The 23,128-nt window shown below is 61.8% G+C and carries 25 protein-coding genes; 11 read left to right on the top strand and 14 right to left on the bottom strand.

The genetic code is table 11. The annotated features are described in order from the left end of the window. Positions 1–218: 218 nt before the first annotated feature. Genes ABH944_RS16355 through ABH944_RS16345 form a run of 3 tightly spaced genes read right to left on the bottom strand, consistent with a single transcriptional unit; the run spans position 219 to position 2,728 of the window. The gene (locus tag ABH944_RS16355) at positions 219–1,013 is read right to left on the bottom strand and encodes a MetQ/NlpA family ABC transporter substrate-binding protein (protein WP_404614264.1); all 795 of its coding nucleotides are present in this window, start codon (positions 1,011–1,013) and stop codon (positions 219–221) included. 40 nt (positions 1,014–1,053) lie between these two features. Next, entirely contained in the window at positions 1,054–1,707 is a 654-nt protein-coding gene (locus ABH944_RS16350; RefSeq protein WP_404614266.1) for a methionine ABC transporter permease, read from the bottom strand. Further along, positions 1,697–2,728, bottom strand: a complete 1,032-nt coding sequence (locus ABH944_RS16345; RefSeq protein WP_404614268.1) for a methionine ABC transporter ATP-binding protein — start codon at positions 2,726–2,728, stop codon at positions 1,697–1,699. Before ABH944_RS16345 ends, ABH944_RS16350 begins: the two co-directional genes overlap by 11 nt. A gap of 367 nt (positions 2,729–3,095) precedes the next feature. Between ABH944_RS16345 and ABH944_RS16340 the strand changes: the two genes are divergently transcribed. Beyond that, positions 3,096–3,755, top strand: a complete 660-nt coding sequence (locus tag ABH944_RS16340; RefSeq protein WP_404614270.1) for an NADPH-dependent FMN reductase — start codon at positions 3,096–3,098, stop codon at positions 3,753–3,755. A 169-nt stretch (positions 3,756–3,924) separates the two neighbouring features. On the opposite strand, the gene ABH944_RS16335 is transcribed toward ABH944_RS16340, so the two are convergent. Then, entirely contained in the window at positions 3,925–4,140 is a 216-nt protein-coding gene (locus ABH944_RS16335) for a hypothetical protein (protein ID WP_404614272.1), read from the bottom strand. A gap of 329 nt (positions 4,141–4,469) precedes the next feature. Here ABH944_RS16335 and ABH944_RS16330 point away from each other — a divergent pair, with 329 nt between their 5' ends. The 6 genes from ABH944_RS16330 to ABH944_RS16305 all read left to right on the top strand — a co-directional run bounded on the left by ABH944_RS16330 (position 4,470) and on the right by ABH944_RS16305 (position 9,479). Next, entirely contained in the window at positions 4,470–5,402 is a 933-nt protein-coding gene (locus tag ABH944_RS16330) for a TauD/TfdA dioxygenase family protein (RefSeq protein ID WP_404614274.1), read from the top strand. Positions 5,403–5,502: 100 nt separating this feature from the next. Further along, the gene (locus ABH944_RS16325; RefSeq protein WP_404614276.1) at positions 5,503–6,570 is read left to right on the top strand and encodes an ABC transporter substrate-binding protein; all 1,068 of its coding nucleotides are present in this window, start codon (positions 5,503–5,505) and stop codon (positions 6,568–6,570) included. A 29-nt stretch (positions 6,571–6,599) separates the two neighbouring features. Next, positions 6,600–7,436 (top strand): ABC transporter permease, encoded by an 837-nt coding sequence (locus ABH944_RS16320; RefSeq protein WP_404614278.1) that lies wholly within the window; start codon positions 6,600–6,602, stop codon positions 7,434–7,436. 12 nt (positions 7,437–7,448) lie between these two features. Beyond that, positions 7,449–8,264, top strand: a complete 816-nt coding sequence (locus ABH944_RS16315; RefSeq protein WP_404614280.1) for an ABC transporter permease — start codon at positions 7,449–7,451, stop codon at positions 8,262–8,264. Between the two features lie 39 nt (positions 8,265–8,303). Further along, positions 8,304–9,095 (top strand): ABC transporter ATP-binding protein, encoded by a 792-nt coding sequence (locus ABH944_RS16310; RefSeq protein ID WP_404614282.1) that lies wholly within the window; start codon positions 8,304–8,306, stop codon positions 9,093–9,095. A 168-nt stretch (positions 9,096–9,263) separates the two neighbouring features. Then, positions 9,264–9,479 carry a hypothetical protein gene (locus ABH944_RS16305; RefSeq protein ID WP_031357276.1) on the top strand — a complete coding sequence of 72 codons (216 nt, stop codon included), beginning with the start codon at positions 9,264–9,266 and terminating at the stop codon, positions 9,477–9,479. A gap of 52 nt (positions 9,480–9,531) precedes the next feature. On the opposite strand, the gene ABH944_RS16300 is transcribed toward ABH944_RS16305, so the two are convergent. Next, entirely contained in the window at positions 9,532–10,479 is a 948-nt protein-coding gene (locus ABH944_RS16300; RefSeq protein WP_404614285.1) for a TauD/TfdA dioxygenase family protein, read from the bottom strand. Between the two features lie 266 nt (positions 10,480–10,745). Here ABH944_RS16300 and ABH944_RS16295 point away from each other — a divergent pair, with 266 nt between their 5' ends. From ABH944_RS16295 to ABH944_RS16285, 3 genes are all read left to right on the top strand, one after another. After that, positions 10,746–11,537, top strand: a complete 792-nt coding sequence (locus ABH944_RS16295) for an SDR family NAD(P)-dependent oxidoreductase (RefSeq protein WP_404614287.1) — start codon at positions 10,746–10,748, stop codon at positions 11,535–11,537. 338 nt (positions 11,538–11,875) lie between these two features. Then, a complete protein-coding gene (locus ABH944_RS16290) occupies positions 11,876–12,730 on the top strand; it encodes a CmcJ/NvfI family oxidoreductase (protein WP_404614289.1) in 855 nt (284 codons plus the stop codon). A 163-nt stretch (positions 12,731–12,893) separates the two neighbouring features. Further along, on the top strand, positions 12,894–13,697 hold the full coding sequence (locus ABH944_RS16285; RefSeq protein WP_404614291.1) for a MetQ/NlpA family ABC transporter substrate-binding protein: 804 nt from the start codon (positions 12,894–12,896) through the stop codon (positions 13,695–13,697). A gap of 161 nt (positions 13,698–13,858) precedes the next feature. Here the strand turns inward: ABH944_RS16285 and ABH944_RS16280 are convergent, their stop codons facing one another. The 6 genes from ABH944_RS16280 to ABH944_RS16255 form a co-directional block, all read right to left on the bottom strand. After that, entirely contained in the window at positions 13,859–14,074 is a 216-nt protein-coding gene (locus ABH944_RS16280) for a TOBE domain-containing protein (protein ID WP_031357267.1), read from the bottom strand. A 72-nt stretch (positions 14,075–14,146) separates the two neighbouring features. Further along, entirely contained in the window at positions 14,147–14,986 is an 840-nt protein-coding gene (locus ABH944_RS16275) for an ATP-binding cassette domain-containing protein (RefSeq protein ID WP_404614293.1), read from the bottom strand. Further along, the gene (gene ssuC, locus ABH944_RS16270; protein ID WP_404614295.1) at positions 14,983–15,777 is read right to left on the bottom strand and encodes an aliphatic sulfonate ABC transporter permease SsuC; all 795 of its coding nucleotides are present in this window, start codon (positions 15,775–15,777) and stop codon (positions 14,983–14,985) included. Before ssuC ends, ABH944_RS16275 begins: the two co-directional genes overlap by 4 nt. Positions 15,778–15,790: 13 nt before the next feature. After that, complete coding sequence (ssuD, locus tag ABH944_RS16265) at positions 15,791–16,939, bottom strand: FMNH2-dependent alkanesulfonate monooxygenase (protein ID WP_404614297.1); 1,149 nt, start codon at positions 16,937–16,939, stop codon at positions 15,791–15,793. 233 nt (positions 16,940–17,172) lie between these two features. Next, the gene (locus tag ABH944_RS16260; protein ID WP_404614299.1) at positions 17,173–18,201 is read right to left on the bottom strand and encodes a sulfonate ABC transporter substrate-binding protein; all 1,029 of its coding nucleotides are present in this window, start codon (positions 18,199–18,201) and stop codon (positions 17,173–17,175) included. Positions 18,202–18,344: 143 nt separating this feature from the next. Further along, complete coding sequence (locus ABH944_RS16255) at positions 18,345–19,367, bottom strand: aliphatic sulfonate ABC transporter substrate-binding protein (RefSeq protein ID WP_404614301.1); 1,023 nt, start codon at positions 19,365–19,367, stop codon at positions 18,345–18,347. Between the two features lie 250 nt (positions 19,368–19,617). Between ABH944_RS16255 and ABH944_RS16250 the strand changes: the two genes are divergently transcribed. Then, complete coding sequence (locus ABH944_RS16250; RefSeq protein ID WP_404614303.1) at positions 19,618–20,646, top strand: S1C family serine protease; 1,029 nt, start codon at positions 19,618–19,620, stop codon at positions 20,644–20,646. A gap of 146 nt (positions 20,647–20,792) precedes the next feature. Here the strand turns inward: ABH944_RS16250 and ABH944_RS16245 are convergent, their stop codons facing one another. The 3 genes from ABH944_RS16245 to ABH944_RS16235 all read right to left on the bottom strand — a co-directional run bounded on the left by ABH944_RS16245 (position 20,793) and on the right by ABH944_RS16235 (position 23,058). Beyond that, on the bottom strand, positions 20,793–21,656 hold the full coding sequence (locus ABH944_RS16245; protein WP_404614305.1) for an anti-sigma factor family protein: 864 nt from the start codon (positions 21,654–21,656) through the stop codon (positions 20,793–20,795). Continuing rightward, positions 21,653–22,171, bottom strand: a complete 519-nt coding sequence (locus tag ABH944_RS16240; RefSeq protein ID WP_404614307.1) for an RNA polymerase sigma factor — start codon at positions 22,169–22,171, stop codon at positions 21,653–21,655. Before ABH944_RS16240 ends, ABH944_RS16245 begins: the two co-directional genes overlap by 4 nt. Positions 22,172–22,335: 164 nt before the next feature. Then, a complete protein-coding gene (locus tag ABH944_RS16235; RefSeq protein ID WP_404614309.1) occupies positions 22,336–23,058 on the bottom strand; it encodes an anti-sigma factor in 723 nt (240 codons plus the stop codon). Between the last annotated feature and the right edge of the window lie 70 nt (positions 23,059–23,128).

The raw sequence follows: 23,128 nt of genomic DNA, 5'->3' as shown, positions 1-23,128 counted from the left end.
TGGCAAACCGGCATCTTGTTCTAATGTGCGGCAAGTATAAGAAGGCAAAGCCTTCTGCCTGCTTTCTGCCGGTGCAGGAAAATATCGGCGTTTACCCTCAGCCGGCCGAATTGGCCGTGCTTGCTGCCCGTGTGTAAACGGCTACGCGCCCAAACCCCTGAGGGAAAGAGCGCGTTTTATGTCCGGATTATGTTACGGCGTCTTGCCTGAGCCCGGGCTTACCAGGCGGCGATCACCGCGCCCGCGTACTTCGCTTCGATGAATTGCTTCACTTCCGGCGAGTGATAGGCGGCCACGAGTTTCGCCACCCACGGCTTGTCCTTGTCCACGGCGCGAATCGCGATGATGTTCGAGTACGGGCCATGCGGATCTTCAATCGCGATCGCGTCCTGCTTCGGCTTCAACCCGGCTTCCATGGCGAAGTTCGTGTTGATCGCGGCGGCGTCCACGTCGGCGAGCGAACGCGGGATTTGCGCGGCGTCGAGTTCGACGATCTTCAGCTTTCTCGGGTTATCGACAATATCGAGCGGCGTGGCTTTCAAGCCTGCATCGGCGCGCAACTTCAGCAAACCGTTCTTTTGCAGCAGCAACAGCGCCCGGCCACCGTTGGTCGGATCGTTCGGCACCGCAATGCGCGCGCCCTCCGGCAACTGCGCCAGCGACTTGAACTTCTTCGAATAGATGCCCATGGGGAACGTGACCGTATCGGCAACCTTGATCAGCTTGTAGCCGCGGTCCTTCACCTGCGCGTCGAGATACGGCGCGTGCTGATAGCTGTTCGCGTCGAGATCGCCCGACGCCAGCGCCGCATTCGGCTGGACGTAATCGGAGAATTCGACAATCTTGATGTTCAGGCCATTCTTCGCGGCCACCTGCTTCACGACTTCCATGACCTGCGCATGCGGACCGCCGGTCACGCCTACCTTGATGGTTTCGTCGGCTTGCGCGACGTTGGCGATCAAAACCGTTGCACTGAAAACAGCGGCCAGCTTGAGAATGAATCGACGTTGCATTGACTACCCTTTTGAGCTTCAAGAAATTATTTACGACTGGTCATTTGTGGCTGAGACGGCGCACGAGCCAGTCGCCCAGCGACTGCACAAGCTGCACGAAGACGATGAGGATCACCACCACCGTCAGCATCACTTCCGGCAAAAACCGCTGATACCCGTAGCGAATGCCCAGGTCACCCAGCCCCCCGCCGCCGATTGCACCAGCCATTGCCGAATACCCGACCAGCGACACGAACGTGATGGTCAGGCCGGCGACGACCCCCGGCAAGGACTCCGGCAACAGCACCTTGAACACGATCTGGCTGGTCGTTGCGCCCATGGCCTGCGCCGCTTCGATCAGGCCGCGATCGACCTCGCGCAGCGCGGTTTCCACCAGCCGCGCGATAAACGGTGCGGCCGCGATAGTCAGCGGCACGACAGCGGCAGCCGTCCCGATCGACGAGCCGACCACCAGTCGCGTGAACGGGATCACCGCGACGAGCAGAATGATAAACGGCGTAGAGCGCACCGCATTCACGACACCGCCCATGACCCGGTTCACCGCGAGATTACGCAATACGCCGTCGCGGTCGGTGAGATGCAGCAGGACACCCAACGGCAGCCCCAGGGCCGCGCCGACCAGCCCGGAAATGCCCACCATCACGAGCGTTTCCCAGAACGACTGGACGAACATATCGAACATTTCACTCAACATGGGACATCTCCTCCACCACCACACCTTGTTCACGCAGATAAGCAATGGCCTCGGCCACGTTCGCCGGCTTCCCGGCCGCGAGCACCGCGAGCGAGCCGAATGCCTGGCTCTGGATCTCGTCGATCTGGCCGTGGAGGATGTTGAAATCCAGTTCGAAGCGGCGGATTGTTTCAGAGAGGATCGGCTGGTCGACACCGGAGCCGGTGAACGCGAGCCGCAGCAGATGACCGCCGGTTTTCAGGCGCTCGGCCACGCGCAGCTTCAACGCGGGCGGCAACTCGTGCGCGATCACGTCGCCAATCAACGCGCGCGTGACTTCGTGATGCGGCTGCATGAAGACGTCGACCACGTTGCCTTCCTCCACCACGCGGCCGGCATCGAGCACTGCTACGCGATCGCAGACCTGCTTGATCACGTCCATCTGGTGCGTGATCAGCACGATCGTCAGGCCGAGTTCCTTGTTGATCTTGCGTAGCAGATCAAGAATGGAGCGGGTGGTTTCAGGGTCGAGCGCAGACGTGGCTTCGTCGGAGAGCAGCACCTTGGGCTTGCTGGCAAGCGCCCGGGCAATCCCCACGCGCTGCTTCTGGCCACCGCTGATCTGGGCGGGATAACGATCTTTCTGCGTGGTCAGCCCGACAAGTTCCAGCAGCGGCAACACGGTCGCTTCGATCTCGCCGCGCTTCATGCCGGCCAGTTCGAGCGGCAGCGCGACGTTGTCGAATACCGTGCGCGACGACAGCAGGTTGAAGTGCTGGAAGATCATGCCGATGTCACGGCGTGCCGTGCGCAATTGCGCGGCGGGCAGCGTGGTGAGGTCGCGGCCGTCCACGATCACACTGCCTTCGCTTGGCCGCGTCAGCAGGTTGATGGTGCGTACCAGCGTACTTTTACCGGCGCCGCTGCGACCGATGATGCCGAACACTTCGCCCGGCGGAATCGTCAGGTTGACGTTGTGCAAGGCTTCGATCCAGCCTCGCGGGCCTGCGAAGCGCTGCGACAGATTGCGTATTTCGATCATGTAAACAAAAAAAGCGACGGACTTCCCGTTGAGCAAGTTCGCTCGGGCAGCCGGCCGCCGTTCATCCCTGGTTCTCAAGAGGCGAAAGTTTAACGTAACCCGCGCAGCGGCTTTAATAATCTATTGCGCAAGGCTAATTACTTATGCGTATGTAGGCCGCGTGGCGGGGCCGTCAGAGGCATTGATCGCCCTCGAAATACGCAATGCTCATATCGATTCAAGCAAAGCTCGGTTCCATCGCGCAAAATCGATAGCTAAGATGACGGCATGATCCATGCATGATTTTCGATCCTCGATACGCTGCGCCGCTATTGCGTACGAACCGGTGCGCCAAGCGCGGCTCCATTGCACTCCTGGGAGTATTTCGTTGAAGAGCTTTGAATTTCGCCGGCCGTTCGTGGTCGGCATTGGCGGCACGACCCGCGCGGCCTCATCGACTGAACGTGCACTTCGCATCGCTTTGGCCGGCGCCGAAGCCGAAGGCGCCCGCACGCGCCTGTTCGGCGGCACGTTCCTGCACTCGCTCCCTCACTACGCGCCCGAACACGGCGAACGCACTGCGGAACAGCTCGAACTGATCGAGGCTGTGCGCGAAGCGGATGCGGTCATCATTGGGACACCGGGCTATCACGGCGGCGTCTCCGGGCTGGTCAAGAACGCGCTGGACACGCTGGAGGAACTCAGCAACGACAAGCGCCCCTACCTCGACGGCCGGGCCGTGGGCTGCGTGGTGACGGCTTATGGCTGGCAAGGCGGGGGGGCCGTGCTCACCTCCCTGCGTTCGATCGTGCATGCGTTGCGCGGCTGGCCGACGCCATACGGCGCGGCGGTCAACTCGCTGGAAACGCGCTTCGAGACAATTGATTCGTGCTCGGACCCGAAGGTCGCGGAGCAGTTGGCGACGGTGGGCCGGCAGGCTGCCCAGTTTGCGCTGGCGTTCAATGCGCGCGATGCACTGGGTGAACTGGATCTGCGTAGTGCCCGGTCCGCCGGGTCCACCTCGGCCGCACAGACTATTTCTGATTAAAAAACCGCCCGGTGCAATTCACACCGGGCGGTTTTGGTTCTACCAGCTTGCTTTTACCTGTTTAACCAGCTCTAAGCTCCGGGCGGTGTCAGTGCAGCCTTGACCGCTTTTCACCGCTCGCCACTTATTTACTCAGTACTCCACCCCGGATTCCGGCCGGCTCCTGCGTTCAATCCCTGAACGGCAACTCGGGCGTAAAGACAAACGGATCGAGCGCATAACCCGTGTGGAAATAACCACTGCATGCGCACGTTGCGATGCGTTCAAGATCGTACGGCTCGCGTGCCGCGTCGTGCGACTGACTGGCCGCCAGCGCCCGCCGCTCGCGCCAGTGCCGCAGCACTTCACTGCCCCAGTTCCTGAAAATGGCTCTCGGTTCAGACATCGCAGTTCTCCTTGAACGCGTTCCGGTATCGGCTACCGCTAAGTACACGGTAGGTCAAACTTGAACCGGCGGAAACCATCTTTTATTCATTTGCATATCTGACGATCAATAGAAACCCTGTTGCCTGTATTAAGCCAGCGTTTCACGGAGTTTAATCAGCGGTCCCTCATAAACGACCCACGTCCGGTGTGTAAAGCAAAGTCCAATCGCTTCGTTGCCGCGCCCGCGCACGAATGCTTCAATTTATTGCCGCTGTGACTTCCCTGCCTGCACCAGCGCAGAGCATCCCGCTACACGACGATATCCAACGATTCCCCAAGGAGCACCCGATGACCCTCATCGCCACGCCTGCCGCCGCCGCCGAACACTCGATCGCGCTGGACCTCGACATCCATCCAGTGGGCGGACGGATCGGCGCCGAAATCCGGGGCGTGCGCCTCGGCGCGGATCTCGCCGACTCGACCATCGCGGCCATCAACGCCGCATTGCTGCGGCATAAGGTGATCTTCTTTCGCGGCCAGTCGCATCTGGACGACACCGCGCAGGAAGCGTTCGCCAGCCGCTTCGGCGAGACCGTCGCGCATCCGACGGTGCCATCGGTTGCAGGCAGCAATCGTCTGCTCGAACTCGACTCGAAGGACGGCAGGCGCGCCAATTCATGGCATACGGACGTGACCTTCGTGCCGGCCTATCCAAAGATCTCGATCCTGCGAGGTGTCGTGATTCCGGCCGCTGGCGGCGATACGGTCTGGGCCAATACCGCCGAGGCCTACACCCGCCTGCCGGACCCGCTGCGCGCCCTGGCGGACTCCCTGTGGGCCGTTCATACGAATACCTACGACTACGCGGCGAACCGGACCGCGCCCGTGACCGATGCGGAGCAGGCGTATCGCGACCAGTTCACGTCGACGGTCTATGAAACCGAACATCCGGTCGTGCGGGTCCATCCGGAAACGGGCGAACGCACCCTCGTGCTGGGGCATTTCGTGCAGCGCTTCGTGGGTTTGTCGCAACGCGACTCGGACCGCCTGAAAGAGCTCTTCCACGAGCACGTGACGCGCCTCGAAAACACGGTGCGCTGGCGCTGGACCCAGGGCGACGTCGCGATCTGGGACAACCGGGCGACCCAGCACTACGCAGTAGCGGATTACGACGAGAGGGCACGCCGCGTGGTCCGCCGCGCGACCGTGCATGGCGACGTGCCCGTGGGTATCGACGGCCGGCACAGCCAGGCGTTGCGCGGTACGCCTGCGCCGAACTGATCCGGCGCCCGGCAGCGCTGCCGGCATTTCACGCTGTTCATAGGCGCTGCCTTTCACCCCTCCCTCACTACGCCTTAGTTGCGTCTTCTCTGCGAATTCAATGACCCCACGATCCCTTTTCCATTCCCTCATTGTTTCGCTGGGCATGCTTGCCGCCACGAGCGCCCTGGCCGCCGCCCCCGCTGTCGTCCGGATCGGCGTGGCGACGCAAGGTTATGGCGATCCGCCCGTATTCGGCGGCTCGCCGGCCGCGACCGCCCAGTTGCAGCACCGGGTGGAAGACGCGCTCAAACCTGACGGCGTCAAGGTGGAATGGCTGTTCTTCAAAGGCGCCGGACCCGCGGTCAACGAAGCGCTCGCCAATCGTCAGATCGACTTCGCCTATCAGGGCGACCTGCCTGCGGTGCTAGGCCGCGCTAATGGCCTCAAGACGAAACTGTTGCTGGAATCCGGCGTGCGCACGGGTGTCTACCTGGCCGTGCCGCCCGACTCCGACATCAAGAGCGTCAAGGACCTCAAGGGCAAGCGCGTCGTGATCTTCCGCGGCACCAACCTGCAGCTTGTGGTCGACAACGTGCTGAAGGCGAACGGTCTCTCCGAACGCGATCTGCGCGTGATCAATCTCGACGATGCCGCGTCGCAAGCCGCGCTTGCATCGAAGGGCGTGGATGCGGTGTTTCTCGACTTCAAGCTTTTCAAGCTCCAGCGGCAGGGTCTCGCGAAGATCATCTATGCATCGCGTGACGGCGGCCTGCAGTACACGCGTCAGGCGCATCTCCTGGTTCTCGACGACTTCGACCATGACCACGCCGATATCGTGCAGAAAGTCGTGACGTCCGTCGTGCAAGCGTCGCAATGGTCCTCGGACGAAGCCAATCGCGACGCGCTCTTCGCGCTGTGGGCGAAGAGCGGTGTGCCGGTGGAATCGTGGCAAGCGGAGTACGCGAACCAGACGCTCAAGGAACGCACCTCGCCGTTGATCGATCCGTTCATCGTGGCCCGCTATCAGGCCGTTGCCGACGACGCGCTGCGTCTCAATCTGATCCGTCAGCCTGTGAGCGTGAACGGCTGGTTCGAACCGAAGTATCTCGATCAGGCCTTGAAGACGCTGAAGCTCGAGAACTACTGGCAGCGTCTCGATCCGTCCGGCAAGCCGCTGGCATCGTGAACGTCTGAATTTTTCTGGAGAATCCGGTCATGGCGAACAGCATTGCCCGCACTTTGAATCCAGGCCGACGGGTGTCGCTCGACGGCACGCACGGTCACACTGCGAGCGTGGCGCGATCGCTTGGCTGGATCGCGTTGCCCTGGCTCGTGCCCGCGGCCTGCGCCGTGTTGTGGGTGCTCGGCTCGCACTACGGCTGGATCTCGCCGCAGATCCTGCCTTCGCCCACGCTTGTCTTCGACACCCTCGGCGGCCTCGCCAGCAGCGGCGAACTGTGGATGCACATCAGCGCGAGCCTGTCGCGGATTGCAGTGGGCTTCACGGGCGGCGTGGTGCTCGGCTTGCCGCTGGGCGCATGGCTGGGACTGTCGCCCACAGCGGAGGCTTACATCCTGCCCAGTTTCAATGCCGTCGTGCAGGTGCCGGTACTAGGCTGGCTGCCGTTCCTCATGATCGTGGTGGGAATAGGCGAACCGTTGAAGTATTTGCTGATCGGGCATGCCGCACTCGTTCCGGTTACCTTGAGCACGCTGCAGGGATTTCGCCGTACCCCGCCCGCGTATCTCGACGTTGCACGTGTCTTCCGTTATTCACGCCGCCAGACCATCTTCAACGTGATCCTGCCTTCGGCAGTCCCGGTCATCGGCACCGGCATCCGGCTTGCATTTACCAAAGCGTGGCTCACGCTGGTCGTGGTCGAACTGGTGGCGTCGTCCGAAGGGCTCGGTTACCTGATCGTGTACGGACGGCAGCTATTCCAGCTCGATCTGGTGCTTGCGTCGGTGCTGATCGTGGGTGCGATCGGGTATGCGGCGGACCGCCTGCTCACTGTTCTCGAACACAAGCTCTCGCCCGCGCGGCAGGCCTGAAGGAGCATCGACATGGCCACACCGTCCCTTGAACTTGAAACCGGCTCCGGAGCGATCACCGCTTCGGGTGAACCGGGTAAAGCCGGACGCTGGCGCGGCTGGGTCATCCCGGTTGCCGCGCTCTTCGCCTGGTGGTTTGTCTCGCGCCATGTTGTTGCCGGGCACGGCATGATGACCTCGCCCGCCCAGGTGTTGCATACGGCTATCGATCAGGCGAGAAGCGGCGCGCTGTGGCGTGCACTCTCGGCATCGCTTGCGCGCGAGCTGGCGGGGTTCACGCTCGGCGCAAGCCTTGGGCTCGTGCTTGGCGCGTTGCTCGGTGTCTCGCCCTTCGCGAACCGGCTGATCGGTCCGAGCTTCAATGCGTTCAAGCAGGTCTCGTTGTTTGCGTGGATACCGTTGATCTCCGTGTGGTTCGGTCTCGGCGATGTCGCGAAGGTCGTCTTCCTTTCGCTTGCCGCGTTGGTTCCCGTAGTCGCGCATACGAGCGACGGCATCCGCGCGGTCTCCCCCGCGCTGCTCGATGTGGCCCGCGTGTTCCGCTACAGCAAGTTGCAGACGGTCAGATACGTCGTGCTGCCCGCTGCGTTGCCGTCCATCTTCACCGGCATCTATCTCGCGCTGATCTATTCATGGCTTGCAACGCTCGGCGCGGAATATCTGCTGGTCGCCGGCAGCGGTATAGGCAACACGCTGGTCGACGGCAGCGAACAGTTCCGGATGGATCTCGTGGTGTTCGGCGTGATTGTGGTCGGCATCACCGGTTGGTTGTTGAACGCATTCGCCCGCGCGATCCAGCAACGCTGGTTCCGCGATCCGGCGGCTTGATTCCGCATCTTCCCTATTTCATAAAGAGTCCATATTGTCATGGTGACAGTCTCCGCTGTCCAAACAAGCGACCTCAAACTGCATCACGTCACGAAGCGTTTTGCCGGCGATGACCACTCGGTACCCGTGCTCGATCGCATCGACCTGTCGGTGAAAAGCGGCGAGTTCGTAGCGATCGTGGGTGCGAGCGGTTGCGGCAAATCCACGCTGCTGCGCCTGGTTGAAGGACTTGACGACCAGTTCGACGGCGACATCGAATTCAACGGCGAGCGTGTTCGTACCACCGACCTTGCCCGCGGTATCGTGTTCCAGGATCACCGGCTGTTTCCGTGGCTCAACGTCGAGCAGAACATTGCGGTCGCTCTGAAGAACTCGCGGCGCAGCAAGGAAGAGAACCGCCGTGCGGTCGCCGAGCATATCGCGCTGGTCGGCCTGAAAGGGTATGAAAAGCATCATCCGCATCAGCTGTCGGGCGGCATGGCGCAGCGCGTGGCCATTGCCCGCGGACTCGTGAACCGGCCGAAGCTCCTGCTGCTCGACGAACCGTTTGGCGCGCTCGACGCGCTCACGCGCAGCCGTCTGCAAAACGAGTTGCGACGCATCTGGGAACATGAGCGGATCACCATGATCCTGGTCACCCACGACGTTGATGAAGCCGTGTTTCTTGCAGACCGCGTGGTGGTCATGCATGCGCGGCCGGGGCGTATCGGCAAGATCGTGCAGGTGGATCTGGAGCGCCCGCGCAGTCGCAGCGATGCCGCGTTCGTGCGCTTGCGAGATGAAATACTCGCGGACTTCAGCGTGCCGCAGGACGGGGCCGCGGCGGCCTGATCAGAACATACGCGGCCTCCCGGGCACATGCTTCGCAACGTTTTCTTCTTTCCAATCCTCGGCGGCAACGGGTTTGCTTCTGCCAAATGCTTGTTTCACTTGTGCTTCCCGGCTGGTTAATCTGGGACACATGCATCCACTGCATTGTGTACCGGAGGTAAAACAAGCATGCATTACAAGGGTTATGAAGTAGCTCCTGCAGCACAAGCGCTGCCCAGCGGATTGTTCGCCGCCAATCTCGTGATTCAGGACGAAGCGTCGCTGCAAAAACGCGCTTATGTATTCGACGCACTCGACTACTTCTTCGAATCCGATCTCGCCATTGCCTATGCCGCGCGCTGGGCTCGCATGTGGATCGACAATCGGCGGCTGCCGCGCGCCTGACGTTTTTTTCCGCCCCCCGCAGTCACGAAGGGCGGTGTTTCACCAACCAGTCCTAGTTCAATGCCACGGCTGCCGCCGCGTTGACGGGCGACCCTTCCAGCGCGACCGAAGCGCGTCCGTCCGGTCCTGCCGGCACATCCCCCACCAGCGTTGTCCGATACAGTTGCCGGTCGAATTCCAGGTCGAAGATATCCGATGGCGCGAGATGCGCCGTCGACCGGTTGTCCCAGAACGCGATGCTGCCCGGTTCCCATTTGAACCGTACCGTGAACTCGGGACGCGTCACGTGTTCCCACAGCAGTTCGAGGATCGCCTGACTCTCACGCGGTGTCACGCCAACAATATGCTTCAGGAAACTCGGGCTGACATACAGCGCGCGCTCGCCTGTTTCAGGGTGCACGCGCACCAGTGGATGTTCGGTGACCAGCGCGCGTTGCTGCACGGCCTTCTCAAACGCGCTGGTGGCACTGGCCCCGGCGGGCGGCGTGAATTTATGCACGCCGCGCAGACCATCGACAAAATCGCGCAGCGGCGTGGAAAGTTTTTCATACGCGGCAACCAGGCTTGTCCATTGCGTGTCGCCGCCATAAGGCGGGATGGTGACACCACGCAGGATTGACGCGAACGGCGGATTGACGGCTGCTGTCACATCGGTATGCCAGCCAGTCCACGGACGCAACAACGCCTGTCCTTCGAAACGTGTCGCCTTGCGGTACTTGGAAATGGAATAGATCTCGGGGTGCCCGTCAACATGCCCGAACACGGGATGCCCCAGCGTGAGCTCGCCGAACTGCGCGGAAAACGCAACGTGCTGCGCATGCGTGAGGAACTGCTCTCGAAAGAAGATCACTCGCCACTTCAACAAGGCCGCGCGAATCTGCGCGATCTGATGGGTATCGAGTGGCTGTGTCAGATCGACGCCACTGATTTCAGCACCGATAAATGCCGACAACGGCGTGACCTGGACGGACTCGGTATTGCTTGCGACGGCTGCGTTCATTGCGTGTCTCCTGAGAGGGGAATCGCCGGTTTCAGGTTGGGGGAAGTTCGGGTTCCAGAGCTTGAAAATCAGGCATGCAAACGGACCCGACGTTGCTCCATGCACATTACGACCGCCCCGCGCCGGCCTCAACCAATCGATCCGCATATACAAACCACGCCAAACGTAGAAGATGGCTCGGGACTAGAATCAATCTCGCAGTGTCGAATAACGTTATCGCGTTTTCTTCCTTCCCAATCACCCCGAGCCGGTCTAACTTCATCGCCATGAACTCAACCATCCAGTCATCTTCCAGTCTCCCGCATGAACAGGCGCCGGTCGCGTGGATCGCCGGGGTCGGCGCCAGCGCGGGACTCGGCGCGGCAGTCGCCCGGCGCTTCGCGGAGGGCGGTTTCACTGTTGCCCTCACGGGGCGCACGGCCGAACGTGTGGCAAGCATTGCTGCGGAGATTCGTGCCGCAGGCGGCGTGGCCCACGCATTGCCCGGCGATATCTCGAATGAAGCAACCCTCGCCAAGCTTGCCGACCGGGTACGTGAACTCGGTCCGCTAACGGCCGCCGTATTCAACGCGGGCGGTGCGAGCCGTGCTCCAACGCTTGAATTGAGCGCGGCAGACTTTGAACAAGCGTGGCGCACCGGCGTGCTCGGCGGTTTCCTGTTTGCGCAGGCGGCACTGCGCCGGATCTTGAACAACGGATTGAATACCGCCAGTTCAACGGGACGCGGCACGCTGCTTTTCACAGGTGCTACGGCTGCGCTGCGCGGCAAACCGCCCTACGCCGCCTTTGCTGCATCGAAGGCCGCATTGCGTTCATTGAGCCAGACCCTTGCCCGCGAGTTCGGGGCCGAGGGCGTGCACGTGGCGCATATCGTGATTGATGGTGGCATTGACGGCGAGCGTCTGCGGCAATCCGCGCCGCAGCGCGTACAGCAGGCCGGTGACGATGGCTTGCTGAAAGCAAGCGCCATAGCGGAGAGTTATTGGCAACTGCACCATCAGCATAGAAGTGCGTGGACGCAGGAACTTGATCTGCGTCCGTTCAAGGAAACGTTCTGAACAACGGGCCGCGCGTTTAAACGGTGCGCGCGGTTCGCTTTGATTTCCCCATCATGCGCGCCTCTCGGGCGCGCCTGCCGTCATTCATTTCTTCCATCTATCCCCTCATGTTGAAACGCCCCATCCTCCTTGCGTTGGCGCTGTGCGCTGCGCTCGCTCCATTCAGCAGGCCATCCTGAACAATCGATTCTACGACGGCTTCCGGCTTCCCGAATACTTCGCCAGCAAGTAGGGGTATCGCCACGTCTCTCGAATAACCTTATGGAATTTTATTCGTTCAGCTTCGGATCATGCGGGTATAGCTTTGAAAGTCCTGACTTCCAGGCCGAGGAACGACCATGAGCACCGTATTCGAAGAACGTCCGCTTACAGAAACGTTGCGGGCGGTAGAAGCTGAACTCAACTATCTGCGTGCCGGCGAAGGCCGGCCGGTAAGCTACACGTTCGAGCCGCCAGCCGGTGTGCCCTGGACGTCCGGCGCGCTCGAACCCCGGCGCGTGACCGTTCGCGACGCGCGTCCGCTCGCCGCAGCGGGAGAGCTATCGCTGGATAAAAGCGGCTTCGAACGTGTCGCGCATAGAAGCGCGCTGACCGACTTCAGCGACGACGCCGCCATCCGCTCGATCTACTACAGCGAATCCGAACAGGTCCTGCTCAAGGCGACCGGCGCGGAGAAAGTCGTGGTATTCGATCACACCCTGCGCGACAGCTTGAACGGCTCGCGCGCAACCTCGTCCTTGCGCGAGCCGGTACGGCGCGTTCACAACGACCAGACGTTCGTCTCAGGGCCGCGTCGCGTGCGTGATCATCTGCCTGCCGATGAAGCCGCTCAACGCCTCAAGCAGCGCTTTGCGATCATCAATCTATGGCGGCCACTCGATGTAGTGGAGCAGCTACCCCTCGCACTCTGCGACGCGCGCTCGATCGCAGCGAGCGACCTGGTGCCAAGCGACCTTGTGTACAAGGACAAGGTCGGTGAGACCTTTTCTTTCACGCATAACGCGGCCCACCGCTGGTATTACTTCCCGAAGTTGCGGCCCGATGAAGCGCTGCTGCTCAAGATCTACGACTCTCGCAACGACGGCACGGCCCGCCTGACCGCACACACGGCGTTTGAAGATCCGACCACGCCGGAAGACGCCGCACCGCGCAGAAGCATCGAATTGCGGGCGCTGGTCTTCTGGAAGGAATGAAGCGGATCGTCCGTTCGCTGACCGGTGCGTGGGAACCCGTCCCGTGCATGCACCGGCTCTTAGCTAAACTTTCGAATTGGCATAAACACATGAAAACAGAATGGTTAGGCTAGCGCGCAAGTCATGAGAGGATTCGCGCCTGCCAACCAGAAAGAGTTTCAACATGCATCGTAGAACTGTTCTTGCAAGTCTCACCCTTGCCGCATTCGGCGCTCTCTTCGGCGTCGCCCATGCGGAAGACGCCCCACTGAGGATCGGCACCATGAGCGGCCCCGACGCGCAAATCTGGACCGAAGTCTCCAAGGTCGCGGCACGCGAAGGCCTCAAGATCAAGGTGATCGAATTCAACGATTACATCCAGCCCAATGCCGCCCTTGATGCCGGCGACCTGGACGCAAACGGCTTCCAGCACCAGCCCTTCCTCGACAGTCAAATCAAGCAACGCGGGTACAAGATCGTCAACGTGGGCCTGACCTACGTGGCGCCAATGGGCTTCTACTCGAAGAAGTTCAAGTCGTTGAAAGACCTGCCGCAAGGCGCCAAGGTCGGTATCCAGAACGACCCGTCGAACGGTAATCGCGCGCTGTTGCTGCTGCAGAAGAATGGCATCATCAAGTTGAAGGCCGGCGCGGGTGTAGATGGCGTGAACGCGACGCCGCTCGATGTGGTCGAGAACCCCAAGGGCATCAAGCTGATCGAACTCGACTCGGCGCAGTTGCCGCGTTCGCTGGACGACCTCGCCGCCGCGTCGATCAATACGGACTACGCAGTGAAAGCCGGCCTGTCGCCGACAAAAGACGCCATTGCTATCGAAGACCTGAAGGGTCCTTATGCGAACCTGATCGCGGTTCGCACTCAGGACCGCGATAAGCCGTGGGTCAAGAAACTGGTCACCGCGTATGAGTCGCCGGACGTGAAGACTTTCATCAATACCCAGTTCAAGGGCTCGATTATTCCGGCTTTCTAAGCGGGACATTTCACGCCGTCCCGGCGAATCTTTATGGGTTCGCCGGGGCGGCGCATGGGCGGGTTGCTGACGACGCCATCGGGTACAGCCTGTGCGATGCGTTGCGGAAGAGTCTTGGGGCGGGTCGCGGCTTAAGACCGCACCCGCCCTTCAATGCAAGCTCAAAGCCTTGCGATGGAAACTTCCGTCGACTTCACAAACGCAATAACCTCGCTCCCCACCTTCAGTTCCAGCTCATCGATCGAACGCGTGGTGATCACCGAGGTGACAATGCCGTAAGGCGTTTCCACATCGACTTCCGAGACCACGGAGCCGCGAATGATCTCCTTGATGTGGCCTTTGAACTGGTTGCGTACGTTGATTGCCGTGATGCCCATGATGATGCTCCGTATTGATTGAATAGTGCCGGGGCCGGTCGACAACGGCAATGAGTGAACCGATAACCGGATCTAGCCCGGCTGCACGCCGTTCCTGAGAACACGCGACAACACCTGTTCTTCCAGTTCGGCGAAACCTTCCGCCGTGCGCAAACGCGGGCGCTGCAGCGTGATGGCGGCATCGAAGGAAATCTTCCCTGCTTCGATCAACACAATCCGCTCGCCCAGCGCCACCGCCTCCTGTACATCGTGCGTGACAAGCAGTGCTGTGAAGCGATGCTCGCGCCACAGACGTTCGATCAGCGCATGCATTTCAATGCGCGTCAACGCGTCGAGTGCCCCTAGCGGTTCATCCAGCAACAGCAGGTCCGGCCGGTGCACCAGCGCGCGTGCAAGCGCCACTCGTTGCCGCTGGCCACCCGACAATTGCGCGGGCCAATCGCCTTCCCGTGCACTCAGGCCCACTTCAGCCAGCGTCGCGCGAGCATCTTCACGAGACGAACGCGGCAAGCCGAGCATGACGTTTTGCAGCACGCTTTTCCATGGCAGCAGACGTGCGTCCTGGAACATGATGCGGGTCTCCAGGACGCTGGCTCCCGCCGCCGGATTGCGCCGCACGACACCGCCAGTCGCTTTTTCAAGGCCCGCGATCAGGCGCAGCAACGTGGACTTGCCGCAGCCGCTGCGTCCGACTATTGATACAAAACTGCCGCGTTCAATGGTGAAATCAAAATTCGACAACACCTTGCGCTCGCCGAAATGTTTGTCGACACCTTGCAGCGCGACGGCCATGTCCGCGGACGGCGCACGGGGCACAGTCGCCGCCGGTGCGCGCTCGCGCGTGGCAACTTCCGGTTCGGCGCCTTCCAGCACGACGTTGCCCGATGCATACGATGCATAGCTTGATGTCACGGTTTTGCTCCCTTCTGATACGCAGGATGCCAGCGCAGCGTTGCGCGCTCGATCGATTTCGCGAGCATGTCGGCGAGTTTGCCGAGCAGCGCATAAAGCAGGATGCCGACTACAACCACATCGGTCTGCAGGAACTCACGCGCGTTCATGGTCATATAGCCGATGCCCGATTGCGCCGAGATGGTCTCAGCGACAATCAGCATCACCCACATCAACCCGAACGCGAAACGCACGCCTACGAGAATGGAGGGCAATGCCCCCGGCAGAATCACGTCGCGATACAGAGCAAAACCCGAGAGTCCGTAACTGCGAGCCATCTCGATCAGGTCTGCATCGACAGAACGAATGCCGTGATACGTGTTCGTATAAACGGGGAAAAACACACCGAGCGCGACCAGGAACAACTTCGCTTCCTCGCCGATCCCGAACCACAGGATCACCAGCGGGATCATTGCGAGCGCGGGGATATTGCGGATCATCTGCACGGTCGAGTCGAGGGCGATCTCAGCCGGTTTGAAGAGCCCTGTCCCCAGCCCGAGCACGAAGCCGATGCTGCCGCCGATCGCAAAGCCCGTCAGGGCGCGCCATGCGCTGACCTTCACGTTGGCCCACATGTCGCCCGACTGGATCAGCTCCCACGCCGCTTTGACTACGGCAAGCGGCTCCGGCAATACCCGCGACGACAAACCGCCCGTACGCGCAGCCAGTTCCCATGCAACCAGGATCAGGATGGGCACGAGCCACGGCGCGGCCTGTACTCCGGCGCGGCGAAAAAACGGGAAGACGTTCATCGGACCTCCGGGTTCAACTTTGCGAAGCGCGCGGCAGATACGACGTGCCGACGATCTCACCGAACGGTCCCGACAACGGACCCGACACGCGCTCTTTCTGATCACGCGGCAGCAGCGGGAATACGAGCTCGGCGAACCGGTACGACTCTTCGAGATGCGGGTAGCCCGACAGGATGAAGGTGTCGATACCCAGCGCCGCGTACTCCTTCATCAAGCCCGCGACCTGCTCCGGATTACCCACTAATGCCGTGCCCGCGCCGCCCCGCACAAGGCCTACGCCGGCCCACAAATGCGGATACACCTCGAGCTTGTCGCGCTGACCGCCGTGCAACGCCGCCATCCGCCGCTGGCCTTCCGAATCCATCTTTGCAAACGATGCCTGCGCGCGCTGGATGGTTTCATCGTCGAGCTTGCTGATAAGCCTGTCCGCGTCGGCCCACGCTTCCTGTTCCGTCTCGCGCACGATCACATGCAAGCGAATGCCGAACTTGATCTTGCGGCCTTTATCGGCGGCGCGGCGACGGATATCGGCGAGCTTCTTTTCGACTTCAGCCGGCGGTTCGCCCCAGGTCAGATAGGTGTCGATATGATCGGCCGCAATCTCGTGCGCAGCCGGCGACGAGCCGCCGAACCACAGCGGCGGATGCGCCTTCTGCACGGGCGGATAAAGCACTTTGCCGCCCTTCGAGCTCAGGTGTTTGCCGTCGAAATCGATCGTGCCGCCTTCATGCGATGACTCGAGCAGACTGCGCCAGATGTGCAGGAATTCGTCCGTGACTTCATAGCGCGTGTCGTGATCATTGAACACGCCGTCGCCGGCCAGTTCGACCGGATCTCCGCCCGTCACCACGTTGATCAAGAGACGGCCGCCGGAGAGGCGGTCGAAGGTGGACGCCATGCGTGCGGACAGTGCCGGCGAGGTCAGACCCGGGCGGATTGCGACGAGGAACTTGAGGCGCTTCGTCGCGGGAATCAGGCTGGATGCAACCACCCATGCGTCTTCGCAGGAACGACCCGTCGGCAGCAGGACGCCTTCATAACCGAGCGTATCGGCCGCCACCGCGATCTGGCGGAAGTAGTCGTAATCAGCGGCGCGCGCGCCTTGCGTCGTGCCGAGATAACGGCTGTCGCCGTGGGTCGGAATGAACCAGAAAACATTCATCGGGGGGCTCCTGCCTTGCGGGTGTAAGTTCGAGTGTCGAGTGTCGAGCGGGAAACGAGCGCGGACGCGACGAACAGACATGCTGCTGATGTTCGTGCGAAACGAGTCACCCGTCCCCGTTCAGATGATTCATCTTAGCGATGCCCACTTTGGGCATGAACGATTTATTTGAGCTAAGGTTCTCGCCAATTCTGCTTATGCGTCTCTAGCGATGCAGGAGCGCAATCTTGAGGTTAAACAACGCTCCAGCGAGCATCGGTCACCGCCAGCTTTTTCGGAATCAGCTTCAGGTCGGTGAAGGTATCGGCAAGCTGCTGCTGGTACGCGAGGGTCTCCGGCGTAATCGGCTGCACACCATAGGCGGTCCGTTTCAATGCACGTTCAAGCGTCGGCTGGTCCAGCCCGACCAGCGGCGAGAGAAGCTTGGCGACATCCGGCACGTTGTCGCGACCCCATTGATCGACGTGGTCCAGTTCCTCCAGCAACGCATGCACAAGCTGTGGCTGGGCGGTCGCGAACTTACGCGTTGCAAGGTAGTACTGCGTGTTGCGCACCAGGCCCGTGCCATCAACAATCACGCGTGCATTTGCCTGACGTTCGACAGCCGCGAGATACGGGTCCCAGATGACCCATGCGTCCACGCTGCCCTGCACGAACGCTGCGCGCGCGTCAGCCGGAGCCAGATAGACCGGCTGAATGTCCGCATATGAAAGCCCTGCTTTCTTCAGCGCTTCGACCAACAGGTAGTGCACATTCGACCCCTTGTTCAGCGCCACTTTCTTGCCGCGCAGATCCTCCACCTTGCGGATGGCCGAATCGTGCGGCACGACGATGGCCTCACCTTGCGGCGCAGGCGGTTCGTTGCCGACATAGACAAAGTCCACGCCCGCGGCCTGGGCGAAGATTGGCGGCGTTTCGCCTACGGTGCCGGCATCGACTGCGCCTGCATTGAGCCCTTCCAGGAGTTGCGGTCCGGCCGGGAATTCAAGCCATTGCACCGTGACGCCTTGCGCCGCAAGCCGTTTGTCGAGCGACCCGCGCGCCTTCAGAACGACGAAGTTGCCGTACTTCTGATAACCGATACGGAACGTTTTTGCCGGTTCTGCGGCGCGCGCCGACTGGCTCGCCAGTAGTGCACCGCCGCCGGTCAGGAGGCTGGTGGCTCCTGCGCCTAACGCGGCCATCCTGAGCAATGCACGACGGCGCGATGGAACCGCCAGTTTCGGCAACGTCTCGTCTTTTGATCGGTCATGGTCGGACATGCTTTGCTCCCTGGAATATTCAAAGTGGACTGGACATGAATCGGATAAGAAACCGTTACGGTTCGGCATCCTTAGTTTTATCGCAGCTTCGTGCAATCCGGTCAGCGCTGGTAAGAGTGAGGACTTTCGGGAGATCATCCCGGCTACGGCTGCGTTGCAGTCAATGACGCCGTAGCTGTATTTGCCGCGACGGCTTTGCGGGAAGCGAAGTCCCAGACAAGCGCGCTGGCGGTATCGACTGGTTTGGGCAGCAGCTTCGCCTGATAAAACGTATCGGCAATCGCTTGCTGCTCGCTGAAGTTCTTCGCCACGACCGCGCGCACGGCGTAAGTGCGCCGCGCATTGGCGCGTTCGACCGTCGCCTGGTCGAGACCCCATACCGGCGCCAGGATTTTCGCCGCTTCTTGCGGATGCGCCTTGGTCCAGACACCCGCTTCAACCAATTGCGTGAACACGATATCGACGATCTGCGGGTGCGCCTGTGCAAACGGCGCGGACGCGAGGTAATACCGCTGATACGACGCAAGCCCATCCCCGCGAATCAGGATGCGCGCGCCCGGGTCTTGTTCAACCGAAGCCACGTACGGGTCCCATGCGAACCACGCGTCGACGTCATTGCGCTCGAACGCAGCGCGCGCGTCGGCAGGGGCAAGGTAGCTGATCCTGACATCGGCCGGCGAAAGTTTGGCGCGTGCCAACGCCGCGAGCAGCAAGTAGTGGCTGCCGGCAGCCTTCGTCACGGCAATGCGCTTGCCCTTCAGGTCGGCGAGCGTATGGATGGGTGCGTCGCGATGCACGATCACCGCTTGCGCCAAGGGCGACGGTGTTTCCTGCGCAACATAGACGAAGTTCGCGTTGGCCGCTTGCGCGAAGACAGGGACGGTGTCCGCCACGTCGGCACTGAAGTCCACCGCCCCCGCATTGAGCGCTTCGGTAAGCGGCAGCCCGCTCGCGAACTCACCCCATTCAATCCGCACATTGAGCGGCGCCACGGCGCGTTCCAGCGTACCGCGCGCCTTCAGGATCGCGATCAGCGTAGAGGATTTCTGAAAACCGATACGGAGCTTCACAGGGTCGCCCGAAGGCGTCTGCGCCGAGGCGCTCACCGCGCTCAGGGCAGTCACGGCCAGCGCGAGACACGCGGCCAGACGGGTGAAGATTTTCATGGGGGCATCGCAGGCAAATTAGGCAGCCGATCATGCTAGCAAGACGCGGGGCCAGCACTAAACGATCAATCGTGATATCGATTGCAGTAGAAGTGCTGAGACGGCCACGTGCCTCCAGACGGGCCCCCGCACCGGCGCCAAACGGGCAGAACGGCGGGCTGAAGGGCGGGCTGAAGGGCGGGCTGAAGGGCGGGCTTGAAATACCCTCAGGAATCCCGCATCTCATGGTCCCTTTATCCGGAGCACGATCATGGGAAGCCGTCCCCAATTCATCGATGATCTCTCACGCGGCCCCGCGGGCGCCGCCCTCGCAAGCCCGCTCGGCGACGCGCCCCTGTTGGACGCTTACTCCCAGACCGTGATCAGCGCGCTCGAACGCGTGCAGCAGGCGGTCGCGTTTATTTCGGTCGAACGTCGCTTGCCCGGCGACAAGAGCGGCCGCGGCGCACGCGGCGGCACGGGTTCAGGATTCATCTTCACGCCCGACGGATATCTTCTGACGAATAGCCACGTCGTGCACGGTGCAACGCACATCCGCGTGACGCTTGCGGACGGCGCGACATTCGACGCCGATCTCGTCGGCGACGATCCGGACAGCGACCTCGCGGTGCTGCGCATTGGCTCGGCCGACGTGCTGCCGCATGTCGAATTGGGCGAGTCCGGCAAGTTGCGTGTCGGGCAGATCGCGATCGCCGTGGGCAATCCCCTGGGCCTCGCTCAGACAGTCACCACCGGCGTGGTATCGGCGCTTGGACGGTCGCTGCGCTCGAACTCCGGACGCATGATCTACGACGTGATCCAGACCGACGCCGCGCTCAATCCCGGCAACTCGGGCGGCCCGCTCATCAACTCGGCCGGCCAGGTGATTGGCGTGAACACGGCGATCATTGCCGGTGCGCAGGCGATCTCGTTCGCCACCGCCATCGACACCGCCAAGTGGGTGATCATGCAGCTCTTCGCGCACGGGCGCGTGCGGCGTGCCTACATAGGCGTTGCCGGGACGACCACGCCCATCTCGCGCCGCGTGCAGCGATATTTCGAGCTGCCGTCCGCGAGTGGCGTACATGTGATGGAAGTCGTGAAAGGAAGTCCGGCCGCGCTCGGCGGATTGCGTACGGATGACAGGATCGTCGCGATCGATACGCTGGCGGTCGATAGCGTGGACAGCTTGCAGCGCTCGCTGGATGCATCGCGGATCGACCGGGGGGTGAAGGTGACCGTGTTGCGCGGCACGCAAAAGCTGGAACTGGACGTAACGCCGGTCGAACAGGCTGCATAAAACGACCGGCGTAGCGTAGCGTGACACACAGGCCGTCTAGCCGCGGCCCTTTGCGTTGCTCGAGAACACGCCGTCGCGCGGAATCAGGCAGCGCAGCCGATTATTTCAAGGCCGGCGCCGCACTTCCGAACAGACACGCGCACGGCCTATTGCGTAGACGAAGAAGCGCCCGAGGGCGGCTTGGCGCCGCCCATTGCGGTCAGCTGCGAATAGACGTCGTGCGACAGGTCAAGCAGCACCTTGCGATCAATCGCGCCGGACACGGCGTAGCCGTAATCGCCGTCGATCCAGTAGAACACGTTCACCGAGCCGTCCTGATACAGCTTGAACGCGGTCGTGTCCGAACTGATCTTGCGATGCGATATGCACAGCGTAATACGCTCGCCCTTCGCGTCGTGGTACATGAACTGCGCAACCGGGCCGTCGTCGCCGGGCAGCAGGCGGCCGCCCATCAACTCGAAGCCCGAGCGGGTCAGGATGGGCGGACGCACGTCCGTACCCAGCCGGTTCGATACCCACTGAACCAGTTCCTGCTCGCGATCCGCGCCCACTTCCACGGGCCGCATCACTTCCGGCGCGTACATCACATGTGCGATAGCCGACTGCCGTGCAAACGACTCGCCGACGCTATAGCTTGCGCGTTGCACCGATCCCCCGCCGCCGCCCGGCATCAGGGCGTCGCGGCCCATGGTCCCCGTCATGCCCGCCACGCCGATGCCCACGCCAAGCACCAGCGCCGCCGCCATGCCCGCGAACTGCGGCCAGTTGGCGGCAACACGCCAGCGCTTGCGCTCCGGCGGCAGCAGACGCTGCGGTACAGGCTCGCTCAGCACCCGGTCATAGCGGTCATGAAACATGCTGTTCAGCGAGAAATAGTCGCTGACCTTCGTAGCGAGCGCTTCGTCATGTTCAAGCAGCCGATCGATCTCGTCGCGGCGATGCTCAGCCAGCGATCCGTCGACATACGCGTGGATTTCGTCTTCAGTGATGGGTGTTTGTTGGTCGCTCATCGCACCACCTGTAATTTAGCGCCCGGTTGCGCGCCGGCCATCAAGGCGCGCAGTCTTTCACGTCCACGCGACAGGCGCGACATGACGGTCCCGATCGGGATTTCCAGCGCCTGCGCCACATCCGCGTAACTCATTTCTTCCAGGCCCACGAGCAGCACGACCTGTCGCTGGTCGAGCGGCAAACGCTGCAGCGCGAAGTCCAGATCGCGCATTTCGAGCGATTGCGTTTGGGTGCCCGGCACGGCGAATTCGCGCTCGGATATGTTCTCGTCGTCGACAGAAACATGCACGGCCCGCACACCCGCGCGACGCGCCTGATTGGCGAACACGTTATGCATGATCGTGAACAGCCATGCGCGCAGATCGGTGCCGGACTGAAACTTCTCGGTATGCCGGAGCGCACGTTCGAGCGTGTCCTGCACCAGATCGTCAGCAAGATCGCGATTATTGATCAACGCTCGCGCATAGCGCCGCAGTCGCGGCACATGCTCCATTAACTCGTCACGGACGCTCATCGGCCTTCCTTCATTTTGTAAGCTTACGCAAACGTTCGATAAAACGCCGCTCTGATGACGGGCTAACACCGGGTCGTGCCGAATATTCCCGCTGTCAGCGTATTTGTCGCCGGGGTGCGCTGATTTTATGCCGTCGGCATTCGTGGCAGTTGCCTGATTCCTGATTAACTGCCCGTCATCAAATCAGCGGCCAGCATCAAGCCACGGGTCTTCGCACGGCCCGCCAGCACGTAACGCTTGCCGCCCGCGGTCCATGCGAGCAAGCGGCTGGCACCCACGCGACGCGCCTTCCATTGCGGCTGCGGCTGCACAAACAGGCCCGGCGCGACGAGCAGCACGGCAGCCTCGCCGCCTCGATTGCGATAGACAAATTCTGTGGCCGACGCGAACGGACCCACGGGCATTTCCCGGCGGGCAAGCGGATGGAAACCAACGCGGGACAGATCCGGAGCGCTGGCTAAAACCTTCACCGAGCTTTCATAACCCACCGCACCCGATGTCATGTCCTGAGCGGCCACGGCTTGTTCAAGCGCCATCATCGAGGCATTGTCGAGCGCTGAATCGGAGATATCGAACGCGAAGATCGCCGCCGCGGCGACCGCAAGCATCACGACTGCCCCGACCAGCAGCGCACGCAGACCACGTCTCGACATGCGCCGTACAGGCGCCGGCGCAGGCGGTGTTTCTTCGTTGTCGGGTTCGTGAAAAGCGTTCTGCATCTGCCAGTTCAGGCGGCCGTAAAACGCGACCCGATCCGCCTCGTCAGGCCGGCTCTTCAAATACGTCGCTACACTCGCGGCGCGCTTGGGATCGAGCATGCCGTCGGCGAATGCCTGGACGTCCGACTCCGAGAGCCGGGGTTCCGTTGGGGGTTTTGCTATGGGCATGATCTGGCAATGTGGGGCTGTTCGTACAGGGGCGAACACGAAGCGCCGGGGTTTATTCCACACCGGGCAC

It is taken from the genome of Caballeronia udeis (genome assembly GCF_044909315.1).
In the GTDB taxonomy this organism is placed as follows: domain Bacteria; phylum Pseudomonadota; class Gammaproteobacteria; order Burkholderiales; family Burkholderiaceae; genus Caballeronia; species Caballeronia udeis_A.
The sequence above is the reverse complement of the archived record's forward strand: the minus strand, read 5'-3'. Positions and strand labels throughout refer to the sequence as shown.

Excerpts from the sequence above, each read along its gene's own strand:
- ABH944_RS16355 (WP_404614264.1), bottom strand. The coding sequence starts at position 1,013 with ATGCAACGTCGATTCATTCTCAAGCTGGCCGCTGTTTTCAGTGCAACG.
- ABH944_RS16350 (WP_404614266.1), bottom strand. The coding sequence starts at position 1,707 with ATGTTGAGTGAAATGTTCGATATGTTCGTCCAGTCGTTCTGGGAAACG.
- ABH944_RS16345 (WP_404614268.1), bottom strand. The coding sequence starts at position 2,728 with ATGATCGAAATACGCAATCTGTCGCAGCGCTTCGCAGGCCCGCGAGGC.
- ABH944_RS16335 (WP_404614272.1), bottom strand. The coding sequence starts at position 4,140 with ATGTCTGAACCGAGAGCCATTTTCAGGAACTGGGGCAGTGAAGTGCTG.
- ABH944_RS16330 (WP_404614274.1), top strand. The coding sequence starts at position 4,470 with ATGACCCTCATCGCCACGCCTGCCGCCGCCGCCGAACACTCGATCGCG.
- ABH944_RS16325 (WP_404614276.1), top strand. The coding sequence starts at position 5,503 with ATGACCCCACGATCCCTTTTCCATTCCCTCATTGTTTCGCTGGGCATG.
- ABH944_RS16320 (WP_404614278.1), top strand. The coding sequence starts at position 6,600 with ATGGCGAACAGCATTGCCCGCACTTTGAATCCAGGCCGACGGGTGTCG.
- ABH944_RS16315 (WP_404614280.1), top strand. The coding sequence starts at position 7,449 with ATGGCCACACCGTCCCTTGAACTTGAAACCGGCTCCGGAGCGATCACC.
- ABH944_RS16310 (WP_404614282.1), top strand. The coding sequence starts at position 8,304 with ATGGTGACAGTCTCCGCTGTCCAAACAAGCGACCTCAAACTGCATCAC.
- ABH944_RS16305 (WP_031357276.1), top strand. The coding sequence starts at position 9,264 with ATGCATTACAAGGGTTATGAAGTAGCTCCTGCAGCACAAGCGCTGCCC.
- ABH944_RS16300 (WP_404614285.1), bottom strand. The coding sequence starts at position 10,479 with ATGAACGCAGCCGTCGCAAGCAATACCGAGTCCGTCCAGGTCACGCCG.
- ABH944_RS16295 (WP_404614287.1), top strand. The coding sequence starts at position 10,746 with ATGAACTCAACCATCCAGTCATCTTCCAGTCTCCCGCATGAACAGGCG.
- ABH944_RS16290 (WP_404614289.1), top strand. The coding sequence starts at position 11,876 with ATGAGCACCGTATTCGAAGAACGTCCGCTTACAGAAACGTTGCGGGCG.
- ABH944_RS16285 (WP_404614291.1), top strand. The coding sequence starts at position 12,894 with ATGCATCGTAGAACTGTTCTTGCAAGTCTCACCCTTGCCGCATTCGGC.
- ABH944_RS16280 (WP_031357267.1), bottom strand. The coding sequence starts at position 14,074 with ATGGGCATCACGGCAATCAACGTACGCAACCAGTTCAAAGGCCACATC.
- ssuC (WP_404614295.1), bottom strand. The coding sequence starts at position 15,777 with ATGAACGTCTTCCCGTTTTTTCGCCGCGCCGGAGTACAGGCCGCGCCG.
- ssuD (WP_404614297.1), bottom strand. The coding sequence starts at position 16,939 with ATGAATGTTTTCTGGTTCATTCCGACCCACGGCGACAGCCGTTATCTC.
- ABH944_RS16260 (WP_404614299.1), bottom strand. The coding sequence starts at position 18,201 with ATGTCCGACCATGACCGATCAAAAGACGAGACGTTGCCGAAACTGGCG.
- ABH944_RS16255 (WP_404614301.1), bottom strand. The coding sequence starts at position 19,367 with ATGAAAATCTTCACCCGTCTGGCCGCGTGTCTCGCGCTGGCCGTGACT.
- ABH944_RS16250 (WP_404614303.1), top strand. The coding sequence starts at position 19,618 with ATGGGAAGCCGTCCCCAATTCATCGATGATCTCTCACGCGGCCCCGCG.
- ABH944_RS16245 (WP_404614305.1), bottom strand. The coding sequence starts at position 21,656 with ATGAGCGACCAACAAACACCCATCACTGAAGACGAAATCCACGCGTAT.
- ABH944_RS16240 (WP_404614307.1), bottom strand. The coding sequence starts at position 22,171 with ATGAGCGTCCGTGACGAGTTAATGGAGCATGTGCCGCGACTGCGGCGC.
- ABH944_RS16235 (WP_404614309.1), bottom strand. The coding sequence starts at position 23,058 with ATGCCCATAGCAAAACCCCCAACGGAACCCCGGCTCTCGGAGTCGGAC.